The sequence below is a fragment of the uncultured Methylovirgula sp. genome, assembly GCF_947646745.1.
Lineage (GTDB): Bacteria > Pseudomonadota > Alphaproteobacteria > Rhizobiales > Beijerinckiaceae > Methylovirgula.
Genome location: NZ_CANSHK010000006.1, coordinates 56,861 through 70,979, shown reverse-complemented (window position 1 = coordinate 70,979; position 14,119 = coordinate 56,861). Strand labels below are relative to the sequence as shown.

10 protein-coding genes are annotated in these 14,119 nt (G+C 59.1%); 5 read left to right on the top strand and 5 right to left on the bottom strand.

The window, feature by feature from the left end:
* Positions 1-7: 7 nt before the first annotated feature.
* The 5 genes from Q0025_RS03090 to Q0025_RS03070 form a co-directional block, all read right to left on the bottom strand.
* The gene (locus Q0025_RS03090; RefSeq protein WP_297295899.1) at positions 8-592 is read right to left on the bottom strand and encodes a dimethylamine monooxygenase subunit DmmA family protein; all 585 of its coding nucleotides are present in this window, start codon (positions 590-592) and stop codon (positions 8-10) included.
* A gap of 345 nt (positions 593-937) precedes the next feature.
* On the bottom strand, positions 938-2,035 hold the full coding sequence (locus Q0025_RS03085) for a helix-turn-helix transcriptional regulator (protein ID WP_297295897.1): 1,098 nt from the start codon (positions 2,033-2,035) through the stop codon (positions 938-940).
* 695 nt (positions 2,036-2,730) lie between these two features.
* Positions 2,731-2,949: a hypothetical protein gene (locus tag Q0025_RS03080; RefSeq protein WP_297295895.1), complete on the bottom strand. Its 219-nt coding sequence runs from the start codon at positions 2,947-2,949 to the stop codon at positions 2,731-2,733.
* Between the two features lie 177 nt (positions 2,950-3,126).
* A complete protein-coding gene (bcsS, locus tag Q0025_RS03075; protein WP_297295893.1) occupies positions 3,127-4,518 on the bottom strand; it encodes a cellulose biosynthesis protein BcsS in 1,392 nt (463 codons plus the stop codon).
* A gap of 187 nt (positions 4,519-4,705) precedes the next feature.
* Positions 4,706-5,047 (bottom strand): HdeA/HdeB family chaperone, encoded by a 342-nt coding sequence (locus tag Q0025_RS03070; RefSeq protein WP_297295891.1) that lies wholly within the window; start codon positions 5,045-5,047, stop codon positions 4,706-4,708.
* Between the two features lie 414 nt (positions 5,048-5,461).
* Here Q0025_RS03070 and Q0025_RS03065 point away from each other — a divergent pair, with 414 nt between their 5' ends.
* The 5 genes from Q0025_RS03065 (at position 5,462) to Q0025_RS03045 (ending at position 14,114) form a co-directional block, all read left to right on the top strand.
* Positions 5,462-6,271, top strand: coding sequence for a 4'-phosphopantetheinyl transferase superfamily protein (locus tag Q0025_RS03065; RefSeq protein ID WP_297295889.1), 810 nt, complete (start codon positions 5,462-5,464; stop codon positions 6,269-6,271).
* Positions 6,268-10,278, top strand: a complete 4,011-nt coding sequence (locus Q0025_RS03060) for a Pls/PosA family non-ribosomal peptide synthetase (RefSeq protein ID WP_297295887.1) — start codon at positions 6,268-6,270, stop codon at positions 10,276-10,278. Before Q0025_RS03065 ends, Q0025_RS03060 begins: the two co-directional genes overlap by 4 nt.
* Positions 10,279-10,533: 255 nt before the next feature.
* The gene (locus tag Q0025_RS03055) at positions 10,534-11,457 is read left to right on the top strand and encodes an alpha/beta hydrolase (protein ID WP_297295885.1); all 924 of its coding nucleotides are present in this window, start codon (positions 10,534-10,536) and stop codon (positions 11,455-11,457) included.
* A gap of 410 nt (positions 11,458-11,867) precedes the next feature.
* On the top strand, positions 11,868-12,527 hold the full coding sequence (locus Q0025_RS03050) for a pyridoxamine 5'-phosphate oxidase family protein (RefSeq protein ID WP_297295883.1): 660 nt from the start codon (positions 11,868-11,870) through the stop codon (positions 12,525-12,527).
* A gap of 24 nt (positions 12,528-12,551) precedes the next feature.
* On the top strand, positions 12,552-14,114 hold the full coding sequence (locus tag Q0025_RS03045) for a PLP-dependent aminotransferase family protein (RefSeq protein WP_297295881.1): 1,563 nt from the start codon (positions 12,552-12,554) through the stop codon (positions 14,112-14,114).
* The last annotated feature ends 5 nt before the right edge of the window (positions 14,115-14,119 follow it).

Here is a 14,119-nt window from a genome sequence, read left to right as displayed (position 1 = left end):
AGGCCACTCATGGATATGCCTCTTCGATCGGGGGAAGCTCGCCGGGGACTTCGGCGTCGACCTGAAAGCCCATGAAAGCGGCGAGACGCTGCGAGAAGTGATCGCGGACCTGCAATTGCGCGCCGCAGCCGCTGCAGGCGACGATGTTCGTTTTTACGTTTTCGGTGAAGCTCCGACAGTGAACGCAATAGACACGCCGCTGCTCCGACCCTTTGTGTGTCGGATGACATTCGTCGCGGTCCATCCCGTGGCTGTGGGCGAGGCGGATAACATCCCAAATGAAGGGTTCTCTTCCCAGGACGTAAAGATGCAGCCCGACATGCTCACGCCCAAGCCTATGATCGAGTTGATCAAGAAGATGCGACGCCGAGCGAAAACGATGGGTTTCGATGCCGTTCCCTTCAGGCCCCGCTCCGAGCGAGCGGCTATCGGGGACAATCGCCCAGAATTCGATCGGTTTACCCTGCGCCGCTGAGGCCGCAGGACTCGGCAAGTCTTGTACATGCTCGGCGATGACGAGATGACTGCGCGCAGTAGGAACAAGTTCGAACGGTTTGTATCGAGGCCGGCTTGGAATCGTCGAAACAGGCATTTCGTCCCTCTTCGGCTGAAATTATTCAGCCCGTCCCCCCGAATGAGCGACCCGCGACAAATGCGGATGCATGGATTTCGCTCATCCGGCGCGAATTAAAGCAGCCGGCAAACGCAAGTCCATGATGCCAACGGGCATCATGGACAGGCATTTCTCAGCAGGAAGATTATTGTCCCTTGCCCAAATGGCTTCCGGCGCGAGGGATGTTCGGGGGGACTTCAACAGGACGGTGGGCGGCGAAGACGCGCCCAAGAAGGCGCAGAAAGGCGCGGCCCGCAGCGCCGAGCGAACGCAGCCCGGTCTCCTCAGGACGCAAAGGCGGGTTCAGCACGCTTGCGCCTGCCTTCACTCCGCTCCCGCCAATGCGGCGCCGCGCAGTGCCGGCATGAATTTTCTGACGAGGGCGCGCTCGGAATCAACGCAAACTTTGCGATAAATCCGCAGCTTGTAATTCTTGATGACGCCCTTGCTGATTTTCAGCGTCTGCGCAATTTGCCCTGTCGTACAGCCGCTCATGATCAGCGAGAAAATATCCCGCTCGCGCGGCGTCAGTTCGGCCGGCGCCAGTCCATCGAAAATCGTGCGCTCAACCAAGCCGGAGGGCGAATTGTGCGGCTCAAGCACGAACATCCGGCCGCGCGGCGCCAGCGGAAAATCGGCCTGCAAAGTTTCATGCTTCAAAATCCAGCCATCCAAGGCGACCGTATGCGCGCCGCATGCCGGCAATTCGCTGAGTTGGAGATTGATTGCCCGATCGGCCGCGGCGGCGTCGTTCCAAGCGTCATTGGAATAAACTTCGCCGCCGAATCGGTCTTGGATCAGGATGGGTTTGTCGGCCAAGCCGTGGAATTCCAATTCACCGATCTTGTGCACATTGGCGAATAACCAGCCGATATGGGCGCGATGACAGCCTTCGAGCGCCGGGAAGACGCGCCGCGCGCGCTCGACGTCGGCGCGGGAGAATTGGCCCTGCTCTCGCTCGAGAAACAGACCGTAGCAATCCTGTCCCGCCGTCGGCAGGAATATGCTCATCTCGTCGGAAATATGCGCGCGCGGCAGAAAAACCCGGCTGTAGGCCTCGGTCCGTTGCGACCGCGCTTTCGCTTCCGCAAGCATGATGACGCCGGAGCGCCCGTTGTTTTGCCAAAAATCCGAGAAGGGATCGATGCCCGAATAATGGCTACTGTAAGTGCCGACGACGTCATCGGGCACGTTGTAAGTGAATAAGACTTCCGGCAGCGCGGAGCGTGAAAAACGGATGATCCAACAGGATTCGTGTCTGATGCTCGCGCCGAAAAGGTCGACCAATTCATGATGGAATTGGCGCGAGCCGATCGCCCTGGCGACCTGCCCAAGCCTGTTGAACCAGGCACGATCATTCAAACGAATGAGCGGCGGCCCGTCCATCTCGGCATCGTTCTCTAGACCTGTCGTTTTCGACATGGCTCCAATCCCGGAATTGGAATTTTATTCCCGAGAAAAGAAGATTTCGACGGAATTTGCAATAGCCCGGCTTTGAGCCAGGCACACGTTCAACGCATTAAAAGCAAATCAGGTGCCAAGCGCTTCGAGAGCCAAGCGCTTCAGGCCGTCCCAGATGCCCGAGGGCAGATCTCCCGCACATCGCGAAAAGCGCGCCTGCAGTTGGGCTGAGAAGCGCGAACATAAGCGCTGCCACCGCCGGTGCAATTCGCCCAATTTCCGAGCAGTCGGTGCAGAGACCTGCGCCGCGCCGCCGCGCGGCCAAATCGGCGGGGCATGCGGCAAAAGGTGAAGCGTTTGGTCGGACATCGAGACTTCAAAATCCCGCGCCGCTGCGTCGCGCAGCTGATGAAGAGAAATGGGCCGGCCATATTTTTGCTTAACGCAAGGTTCCAGTTGTGCATATACCGAACCAAGATTCGCCTATTTTCATGGAGGCGACCATGCCGCATTTTCTACGAGACTTATTTGAACGGATTTTCCGCCGCTTTGCGCCGGCGAAGCCAAGGCGCCCGGCAGACTTGGGCTTCTTCGGCGTGCTCGTTTCACGCCCTACCAAGCATTGAGATCATAAGAATGGATACGGTTTACCGTGCAAGCGGGCAGCGGACTCTGCCTTGCCGGCCTGCCCGCCGCCTCGACTGTAGTGAGCCGTTTTAGGCCGAGCGCCAGTGGCCCGGCACTTTCTTATCGTTCTCGTGGCGGACGCGGGCGACGAGAGGGTGATGCCCTTCCTTCTTCGCCCATTCTATCGCCTCATGCTGCGTTTTGGTGGTGTGCAGAACATGGCCGGCATGATCTTCGACCACGTAATCCTCGATGGGACTTCCTTCCTTATGACCCTTCGGACGCGGCTCGATATAAACGTTCGGCATGGCTTGCTCCCTCGCTTACGCTTCGCACAGCCGAGAAATACCGCGAATCCCGAGGTCTGTCTCTAACGGCGCAGAAGAGGCGGATGCCGATCAGCAGAAGCTTGACCATTCTGGCATTTCGCGCTGAACCGCCCGGCGCCGTCGCGCCTGAAAGTCAAGCGAGTACGGGCAAAATCGCTAGAAGGCCGTGCTGACCTCGACCTTGCCGAAGCCGCCGGGTCCGACGACGCTGTCGTTGGCATAGCCGCCGGAAAGATCGACCTGCACATTCTTGATTTTTATCCCGATGATGCTGATGCCGGCGCGCAATTGGGTATAGCGTTCGTCGCCCAGCGTGCCGATCATCGGACCGACGAAAATGGAATCGTTCAGGAAATCATAACCGAACGAGCCAGTGCCATAATAAGTGAGAAAAGCGCTTGAGAATTCGGCTTCCGCGTGAAGTTCGGTTCTCTCTGTCGGATTGTACCAGTCGTCCGTGCGGACTTTCACGCCGAATTCCGTTCCGACAACCTTGTTCGTCGGGTCGGGCTGGGACAGCGTATCGTTTTCCGCATTGAAACCGCCGAAGAAATTCAGCGAATAATTGTCCCCTTCGAAGGCATAGCCGCCGAGGAAATCGCCGGACAGCGATACGCCCTTGATGCCATTGCCGGCGCTGTCGAAATATTTGTACCAGCCGCCGTCGCCCAAAATGTAAAGGCGGAACCCGGATGTATCGAGGTCTTTGAACGGCGCGACCATTCCGCCGGCGTAAGCGTCAAAACTCAATTTGCCGACATCGAGACCCGTGAAAGCGATGACATGCGTCGGCCCCTCGTCCGTCGAGTTCACGTCCGGCGCCGCCGCGGCGTCGGCGAGCATCCCCGTCGGCGACGTATCGAAGCCATTGAAGCGATAATTGACGCCGACTTTGACGACGTTCATGGTTTGATGGATTTCTTCCGTGAAAAATCCATTCGCGCCATCGGTAAACGGAACAGAGCGGGCGCCAAAATTCATGTAGTCGTATTCGCCCCAGACCGACCAGTTGTGGGCGAACTGATATTCGATGCCGACGCCCGCGGTCCATCCGACGCGCGTGTCGTTGGCGCTGAAGGGATCGCCGCAGGCCGCCGGAACGCCGCCGCTGCTCCGCCGCTGCGAACCGCGGCAAGTCGCGACATCCGTATAGGTATCTTGGACCCAGGCCGCGCCGCCCTTGCCGTAGACGGAGAACGGCCCGAATACCGCGCCGAGATGGCCGGTCGCCGTCGCAAACCATTCCGGATGAGCGGTGCAATCCTGGTTGCCGAATGAGAAGCACGAAAACGAGGAATTCTTGACACCGGACCAGCTGAAATCGCCTTCGACGCCGACCAGAAGCCAATTGAACTGGTAATTATATCCAGCCTGAAGACCGCCAAGCCCGCCGCCGACCGACGGCTGCGCATCGAGCGCGAAATCCGGTGTCGGAAAATTGTCGAGGAATGTTTTCTGTCCCCAGCCATAGCCGCCATGGGCACCGAAATAAAAACCGGTCCAGGGATCGATCAGCGGCAGAGGCGGCGGGTTTTTATAAACCGGCAAGTCAGCAGCCCGGGCCGCCGAAAATGTTCCGGCGATTCCCAATGCGACTGCGAATGAAGCTGTCGCGAATCGTGCCATGACGTCCCCCTGACATCACGGTCCCACGACCACTTACAGCCGGCTAGTGTTAAAATGGCACAGCTCGTGTCATTTTAATTAAAAGAAATTCTGGCAGCCGACCGCCCGATTATTGACGCGGATTGGCGAGGGAAGTCGTCGCCACGGCGTTGTATTTTTTGTCCATGAATATGGCCGACGCGCTGACGAGATCGGTATCGCCGTGATCGGCGCAATATTCCTTAATCTGCGCCTCTTTTGATTTTGCCTTATCACTATCGACGACCGTCGGATCATCTTCATAAGTGTAATAGCCCTGCAGCCAAGTCACGACATTGACTGCGTTAGACTCATTCATTTTGAGAAAGTCACTGCATTTTATTGCAGCCAAATCCGTCTTCTGAGCGACCGCCGTTTGTGTGGAAAAGGCACTCAGCGCAACAATGGCGACAACCAAAAATTTTGTGGACACGCCTGCCTCCTAGTTCCGGCCGAGAGGAAACGCAATTTCAAAATTAAAGACTAAACTTCTATTGATCCGGTCGTTGCCACGTATCAATCCGCTACGCAAATAAACCTTAACAATACACCATTAAGTTTAACCAGAATTTGTTAACAACGACATCGTATCTATGCTTATGCCCGTACTTCTGGAACAATCCACGCAGCGGTTAAACTTTAAATTTTACCATAATCAATCGATTTAAGTTCAAATTATTTCTTGACATGCTAAGGCGCCACCATGCGTTGCGCTCAACTGCATTTACCCGCGTCAGGATCAACCCCGCGCTATCCGCCGGGCCGGATCGAACGCCGGTCTCCGACACGGCCGCGATTCGCGTCAGGCTGGCGCAAGGAATTCGCTGCGCGCACGACGGACGCCGCGTTGCCTCGGCCCGCTGCCGGCCGCGGTCTTATCGAGATATGGACTGCGCGGCCGAAATCTCTGCTGAAAGCGCGTTCCTGCCTGCAGGTCCTGGACGACGACGACCGGACGGAACTGGGTAAGATCGCGAACATCGCGTCGCTTGAGGCCGCGGTTGCCGGACGTATCCTGCTTCGCCTCGCTTTGTCGCATGTCTCGAATCAGCGCCTTGCGGCGGCATACTGGCGCTTTGCGCGGCTCGAGACCGGGAAGCTGCAGCTGGCGGCGGGACTTCCGCAAATCAACTTTAGCCTATCTCATTGCGATGCTCTGGTCGGCGTCGCGGTATCGCACGTGTTCGAGGTCGGGCTCGACATCGAAAGCGTCGATTCGCCGATGAGCGCGGCGGTCAAGGATGCCTTCCTTACTCACGACGAACAGCGTCGCCTGTCGCGCTTGCACGCTCCGCATAGTCTCAGGGGCGCAATTCGAATCTGGACCCTGAAGGAAGCCTTTTCAAAACTCCTCGGCGCGGGCTTCGCGAGCGAATTCCAGGCCATGGACTTTCGTCTGTTCCCCGAGCCGGAGCTCGTCTCCGAGCAAAACTTCCCGACCTCACCGACGCATTTCGAATCGCTCTATATCGAGGGCGACGACAATCTCTATCTTACGACACTCGCCGTCGCCCAGGCCGCCGCATCCACCGGCGAAATACAATTTCTAAATCTGATTGAAGAGACGAGCGAACGCCCGGCTCGTGCATCCGCCGTCTCTGAAACATCTGCCCGTTGCGGCGCCGTCGCGCAAAACGTGGGAGCTGTCGAAGAATGAGCCTCACATTAGACGATATCGCGGTCCCACGCGAAGACGCCGCAGTCCGCGGCGCGAAGCTGATCCACGAATATTTCGAGCGCCAGGCCGATCTGCGGCCGCATCATCCAGCGCTTGAATGCCAAGACGCGATCCTGACCTATGCGCAGCTCGAACGGAGTGCAAATAAGATTGCGCATTTTCTGCAATCCCAGCACATCGGACCGCAAGATTTGGTCGGGGTTTATCTGACGAAATCGCCTGACTTGTTTGCCGCCATTCTCGGTGTGCTGAAGTCGGGTGCAGGTTATGTCCCGATTGATCCGCAGATGCCGATCGAGCGCATCTCGCAGATTGTCGGCGACGCGAAGCTCTCCGCGGTACTGACGAACGAACCTCTCTACGAGGCTATTCACCCTTATATAAGCTGCTGCCCCTTCATCGCCCTCGACCGGCAATGGCAAGATATCGATTGCTTCCCCGGCTCGCGGCCAGCCCCGACGGCGGTTGCCGGCGACATTTGCTACGTGATTTATACGTCGGGCACGACGGGACGCCCCAAGGGCGTCGTGCTTGAGCATCGAAACGTCGTCAATTTCATTGACGCCCTCGAAGGCAGCTACGGCCTCAACCGGGATGATCGCGTCTATCAGGGATTTTCCGTCGCCTTCGATGCTTCAGTCGAGGAAATCTGGGCAGCGTTCTCGCTCGGCGGCACCCTCGTTGTCCCCTCGGAGGATATTGCACGATCGCCCGAACAGGCCGCGAACTTCATCAATACGAAAGCCATAACTTATTTCTCGACCGTTCCAACGTTTCTTTCGCTGATCGCTGACGATCTGCCGAGCGTGCGGCTTCTCGTCGTGGGCGGCGAGGCCTGTCCCACGCCGCTGGTCGCGAAATGGGCGACGCCCAAGCGCCGGATGCTGAATACTTACGGGCCGACGGAGACCGCCGTCGTCGCCACCCTTTTCGATTGCGTCGCGCCCAATATCGTGACGATCGGGCGCCCCCTGCCCGGCTACGTCTGCCACATCGTCGGCGAGAATTTGGAAGAGGTGAAAGCCGGAGAGGTCGGCGAACTTTACATCGGCGGAAAAAGCGTCGCGCGCGGCTATATGAATCTTTCGGAAATGACGGATCGGCAATTCGTCCCGAACCCGTTTCCCGCGACCGCGGCGAAAGCCCCGCGGCTCTACCGGACGCGCGATTTGGTCAGAGCGAGGCCGGACGGGACGATCGAATTTATCGGACGCAACGACGATCAGGTCAAAATTCGCGGCTATCGGATCGAGCTGTCGGAAATCGAATCGATCCTTTTGGAACATCCTTCCGTTCGCGCGGCCGCCGTCCTCGTCCACGAGCGGGGCGACTTCAAGGAAATCGCCGCCTACATCGTTCCCGCTGGAAACTTCGGCGCGATTCAGAAACGCAGCCTCGCCCAATCGCTGTCCAATCGCCTCCCCGACTACATGCTGCCAAAATATCTGGAGGTCATGGATTCGCTTCCGAGGGCGACGAGCGGAAAAGTCGACCGCAAGGCTTTGCCGGCGCCTAAAAGCGCTTTCGTGATCCAGGAGCGTCCGCATATCGCTCCGGATAACGACCTTGAAGCAAAGATCGCCGCGACATGGCAAGCGCAACTGAATACCGGACCGGTCTCCGTCGAAGACGATTTCTTTCGCGACCTCAGAGGAAATTCGCTCCTGGCGGCGCATGTCGTGACGGAGCTGCGCGCGCAACTCCGCACGCTCAACATTTCCGTCAAAGACATTTACGAATGCCGTACCGTCAGGGATATCGCGCGACGCCTGGCCGCGACAATGCCACCGGCCGCCTCGGACGAGAAAGAAGCGGCGCCAGCGACAGATAAACTCGGCGAACAGCCGATCCACGTCAACGTCGCGACACGCTGGCTTTGCGTCTTCCTGCAAACCCTGGCGCTGACGCTCTATTATTCCGTGTTCTCCGCCCCATTGGTGTTTTCCATTATCATTTGCGAGCGCGTCTACACCGGGCAGATGGACTTTGCCACCGCAAGCGGCATCGCAACCATCGTCGGCTTTGCGACGTGGCCGACGTGGCTCTTCATCAGCATCGCCGTCAAATGGCTTGCCGTCGGGCGATATCGCGCCGGGCGCTACCCCGTTTGGGGCTTCTATTACTTCCGTTGGTGGCTTGCGAACCGCTTCCAGACGCTTGGCTGGCCCGAGATGTTCGTCGGTACGCCGCTGATGAGCCTCTATTATCGGGCCATGGGCGCACGCATCGGAAAGAATTGCGCGATCGGCACCTCTTTGTGCAGCGCTTTCGATCTCGTATCGATCGGAACCGAGTCCAGCATCGGCTCCGACGCGCAATTGCTCGGCTATCGCGTCGAAAACGGCTGGCTGATGCTCGGCACGGTCGATATCGGGGCCGAATGCTTCATCGGCATGCACACCGCAATCGGCCTCAATGTCGTGATGCACGATCGATCATGCATCGATGACAATTCGCAATTGCCGGACGGCGCGGTCCTGCAGCAGGATGAAGAAGGTGCCGGTTCGCCGCTCGCCCCTGCGGTCGTCTCCCGCCCGGACACGCTCCCCGCAAGACGCCGGCCAATCCTCTTCGGCCTGATTCATCTCGGCCTCATCTATGCGATGGGCTATTTCCTCATCGCGTCCATTCTGCCAAGCCTCGTCTTGGTCTGGTATGCGCTCGAACGATGGGGGCCGGCCGCCGCGATTTTGGCCGTCTTCATCGCGGCGCCTTTGGCGACGATCTGGTATGCGGTCCTGACGATCGTGGTGAAACGGCTGATCATCGGCCGCATCAAACCGGGGATCTTCCCGCTCGCCAGCGGTCGCTATCTACAATATTGGTTTTTGAACTATTTGATGCGGAATACGCGGCAGCTTCTGCTGCCGCTTTACGCGACCGTCTTTCTCCCCCAGTTTCTGCGGTTCATGGGAGCGAAAATCGGCAAAGACGTGGAAATTTCCACGATCACCAATGTCATCCCGGATCTGCTCGAAATCGATGATGGATGCTTCCTCGCCGATGCCTGCATTATCGGCGGCGATCGAATTTATCGCGGCACCGTCGAGCTTCGCAAAAATAAGATCGGCCGCCGCACCTTTATCGGAAACAGCGCTCTCGTGCCGGGCGGCGCCAATGTCGGCAGCGACAGCCTGATCGGCGTCATGTCCAAGACGCCGGCGGCTTATCCCGAAACGCCGAGCGGCACCCGTTGGCTCGGCTCGCCGAGCTTCGAAGTGCCGAAAGCGAAGGATCCCAGCTGCTTCCTGGAATCGGAAACTTATCGCCCGAATCTGTCGTCGCGGTGCTACCGGACCCTCCTCGACTCGATGCGGATCCTGCTCCCGAGCCTGTTCGTGGCCACGGAGCTTCTGAGCTTCAGCGTCGTCGTGCTCGTCCTGGATCAGATCGTCCCGTTTTGGAGCGTGCTTTTGGCGGCACCGCTCGCTGGGCTCTATTTGTCGTTGACGACGATCACCTGGGTCGCCCGCATCAAGACGCTTCTGATCGGCCGCTTTGAGCCGACGGTAAAGCCTCTGTGGAGCAGCTTCGTGTGGCTCAATGAGGTCGTCAACGGAATCTATGAGACGGCCGCGGCGACGGCATTGGCGCCTCTCATGGGCACGCCGTACATCTCCGTCTATCTTCGTAAAATGGGATGCCGGATCGGGCGTTGGGTCTTTCTCGAAACGACACTCTTTTCAGAATTCGACCTCGTCGAAATCGGCGACTATGCCGCGCTCAACATGGGATGCACCGTCCAGACGCATCTGTTTGAAGACCGCGTCATGAAGGCCGATCGATTGAAAATCGGACCTGGCTGCTCGATCGGCAATATGGCCGTCGTGCTCTATGGCACGGAAATGCAGGCCGGCTCGACTTTGGCACCTCTCTCGGTGCTGATGAAGGGCGAGGTTCTGCCGCCGAGGACACGCTGGCGCGGAATTCCGAGCGAGCCCGATCCGATGCCTGCCGCCTATGCGGGCGTCCAGCAATTCTGCTGATCTGATGGAAAATCCGCCGTGCCCCGGAACCATCGGAAGGCGTTGCAGATGAACGCACGCCGACGGCACGCTGGGAGCACGCGAATCGATCTTGCGGATCGTCCAGCCGGACTATATCGGGAAGGCCGCCTCCTCGATCGGCACATCGTGTGAGCGCTTTGCTCATGGCGTTGCAAGCCCTCGAAGGATTCGCAGGAGATTGCAATGCAGGGCAAGACCTTAACGCGACGGGCCGCGTTATCGAGCTCGGCCGCCATGGCGGCCGTGCTCCCGGCGGCTGGCGCGACCGCGGCATCGAGCCCGTCCCAACCGGTCGCCCCTATGCGCGTAAAACATGGCTTCATCGACGCGGACGGCGTCCGCGTATTTTACCGTGAAGCCGGCGGCGCGTCGGCACCCGTCCTGCTCCTTCTCCAAGGCTTCGCCAATTCATCGTTTTATTTCCGCCATTTGATGCCGCGGCTCGCGGACCGCTATCGGGTGATTGCGCCAGATCTGCCGTCCTTCGGCTTCACCGAGGTCCCGGCCGAACGCCGCTACCGCTACGATTTTCATGGCCTCACGCAGACGATCCGCGCCTTCGTCGATGCCCTCGGGCTCAAGCGTTTCGCCATGTACGTCTTCGACTATGGTGCGCCCGTCGGGTTTAACCTTGCCCTCGCCGCCCCGGAGCGGGTTGTGGGCTTCGTCTCCCAGAACGGCAATGCCTATGTCGAAGGCTTGGGAGAAGCTGCATGGCGTCCCGTGCGCGCATTCTGGCACCATCAGACGGCGGAACTCCGCGAGACAATAAAGCGCCGCTTCACTTTCGCCGGGGTCCGCGACGCCTATTTTCACGGCGTACCTGACCCCTCTGAGATCGAACCGGAGGCCTATTGGCTCGACGCCGCGATCCTGGCGCGGCCCGGAAACGACGAGATTCAACTCGGTTTCAAACGCGACTACCGATCCAACATAGAGCGATACCCGCTCTATCAGGCCTATTTCCGCGAGCGCGCGCCACGCCTGCTTGCGATCTGGGGCCGCAATGACCCCTTCTTCATCCCCGCCGGCGCTGAAGCCTATCGGCGCGACCTGCCTCACGCGGAGGTCCGCTTGCTCGACACCGGTCATTTTGCCTTGGAGACTCACCTCGACGCGATCGCGGCGGGCATTCTCGGCTTCGATTTCGGATTTTAGACGAATAATGTCCGCGCCGATATCGAAGAGGATGTCTCCCATCTGGAGGCATGCGGCTCTGAGCGGCTTTGAGGCTGGGTCGCCCACCCACTGAGCGGCGGCGGTGACGCATAAAGAAACAGCCCTCCACCCCAATGGAGAGCCGTTTCGGTGCGAAGGGGAGTGCCCAAACGCAACCGCAACCTTATCAAAGGCCGATTGGCCGCGGAAGTGACAAATCTCACAATCCCCTGCCGGATTGCCGCGGGGCGGCTCCTGAAAAAGCCGGCCGACCCGGACCTGTGCTCTCGGCTGAGACCTGGACCTAAAGAATTCCCAGTATCCGGCTCTTTTCGCTCCCCTGAAGGCCTGGAATTCTCCGGATGCGCTGCCGTTAGGGCTTTCGGCGCCGGAATTTTTTGGGGAGCGAAATGGCGGACGAACCTGCTTCAGAGAGAACGCGTTTACGTCGTTATCATTGGCTCGGCAAATATGATCGCGAGACGATCAATAATATCATCGATGCCGGTATCATCTGTCACGTCGGTTATGTCTTCAACGGTCAGCCCTATGTTACGCCGACCAGTCATTGGCGCATCGACGATTATGTCTATTGGCACGGCTCCGCCGCCAGCCGAATGCTGAAAAATCTCGAAACCGGAATACCTGTTTGTTTTACGGTGACGCATCTCGACGGCATCGTTTTCGCTCGCGCAGCGATGAATCACAACGTCCAGTTCAGATCCGTCATGGCGCTCGGCAATGCCGAACTGGTTCCGGAAGAAATGAAACGCGAGGCGCTCGCAATCTTCACCGACCGGCTCGCCCCGGGGCTCTGGGATTATGCGCGCAAGCCCAACGAGCAAGAATGGCGCGCAACCAAGGTCATTCGCCTGCGCCTCGATGAGGTCTCCGCGAAGGTCAATGACGTGCTCGCCGGCGACGAAGAAGAAGATTGCGCATCCGACCGCTGGTCCGGCGCCGTTCCGCTTTCAATCGCGCAAGGGCAATTGATTTGCGATCCGAAGCTCGCACCGGGCATTGCGGTTCCCGACTTTGCGAAGAATTTTCGTTATCCCCCCAAGCGCTAGATGCGGCATACTGGCAGGACCCGGATGGGCGACGCTCGCCCTCCGGACGTCATTCTCCTCGCGGAGAGCGCCACGATGCTCATTGCTTTGTCCTTGTCCCGCAAACGCGGAGCAAGCCTCCAGAGCCAGATCGCCGATCAATTGCGCCAGCAGATCGTGAGCGGCCGGCTTGAGCCTGGCTGCGAAATGCCGCCCTCGCGGGAGCTCGCTGCACAATACCGCATCTCGAGAAACACGGTGCTGCAAGCCTACGATCGTCTCATGAGCGAAGGCTATCTCTCGACGATCGGCGGCGTTGGAACGTTTGTCACGAAAGCGGTACCGGACTCCTGTTTGACGATCGCAGCGTCGGCGGCGCGGCCCCTGCCGGTTTCGACGGCGCGCGCGCCCGTCATATTTGCGACCGACGTGCCCTCCGTCCCCGATCGCCAACGCGATAGCGTGATCGACTTCTGGCCCGGCCGGCCGAACAAAACCCTGTTCCCGAGCGCGGCCTGGCGCAGGCTCGCCGACGAGGCACTGCACGCAGCCGAAACCCATCTCACCGAATATAACGATCCCGGCGGCATCATCGAATTGCGCGCAGCGATCGCGCAACATGTCTCGCGGTCCCGCGGCGTCAGATGTTCTGAAGAGGCCGTGATCGTCACCGCCGGCACACAAGAGGCAATCAATCTTATCTGCCGGATCTTGGTGACGACTGACACAGGCGTCGTCATGGAAGATCCGTGTTACGGCAGCGCCCTGCGGACCTTTCAAAGCTACGGCGCCCGGATTTTCCCGGTTCCGGTGGACCGCAACGGCCTTGTGACCGACGGGCTGCCCAGACCCGGCGGCAAGTCGGGCGTGAGCCTTGCGTATGTTACGCCGTCACATCAATTTCCCACCGGCGCCGCGCTGTCGCTCGATCGCCGTCAGGAGCTCTTGCATTGGGCGCACCGTACCGGCGCGTATCTCATCGAAGATGATTATGACAGCGACTACAATTTTGACGGGCCGCCGTTTCTCTCTCTCGCCGGGGCCGACACAGGACAATGCGTCATCTATGTCGGCACCTTCTCGAAATCATTGGGCGCGGGCCTGCGCACGGGTTATGTCATCGTCCCGCCGCAGTTGGTCGATGTCGCCCGCAAAGTGAAGGCGATGACGAATTACGGCCATCCCTGGTTGGAACAGACACTGCTGGCCCGCTTTATCCTCGAGGGCGGTTATCGGCGCCACTTGCGCAAAATTCGCAAGAGCTATTCGGACACGCTTAGCTGCTTGATTTCTCAGATCGAGAGTTCTTTCGGCCAGGCCGATATCTGGGGCGCACATGCCGGCATGCATGTGATGTGGCGGCTTCCGGAGAATATTTCAGCGGCGGATTTCAAAGCGAAGCTTGATGCACACGGCGGTGTTCGCGTGCATACGCTGGCGTCCGGCGGAGCCTTCGAACAAGCCGACCGTTATCGCGACCGCGCGATCCTGCTCGGCTATTCGGCACTTGGCGGCAACGAAATCAGGCGGGCCGTGCAAATCATGGCTGAGGTCATCCCGCGCCGTCATTTTATGGTGAAAGCGGTTCGGGGCGCCGTGCCGGCTTAGGGGGT

Coding starts and splice junctions, on each gene's coding strand:
- Q0025_RS03090 (WP_297295899.1), bottom strand. CDS start 592: ATGCCTGTTTCGACGATTCCAAGCCGGCCTCGATACAAACCGTTCGAA.
- Q0025_RS03050 (WP_297295883.1), top strand. CDS start 11,868: ATGGCGGACGAACCTGCTTCAGAGAGAACGCGTTTACGTCGTTATCAT.
- Q0025_RS03085 (WP_297295897.1), bottom strand. CDS start 2,035: ATGTCGAAAACGACAGGTCTAGAGAACGATGCCGAGATGGACGGGCCG.
- Q0025_RS03060 (WP_297295887.1), top strand. CDS start 6,268: ATGAGCCTCACATTAGACGATATCGCGGTCCCACGCGAAGACGCCGCA.
- Q0025_RS03045 (WP_297295881.1), top strand. CDS start 12,552: ATGGGCGACGCTCGCCCTCCGGACGTCATTCTCCTCGCGGAGAGCGCC.
- Q0025_RS03055 (WP_297295885.1), top strand. CDS start 10,534: ATGGCGGCCGTGCTCCCGGCGGCTGGCGCGACCGCGGCATCGAGCCCG.
- Q0025_RS03080 (WP_297295895.1), bottom strand. CDS start 2,949: ATGCCGAACGTTTATATCGAGCCGCGTCCGAAGGGTCATAAGGAAGGA.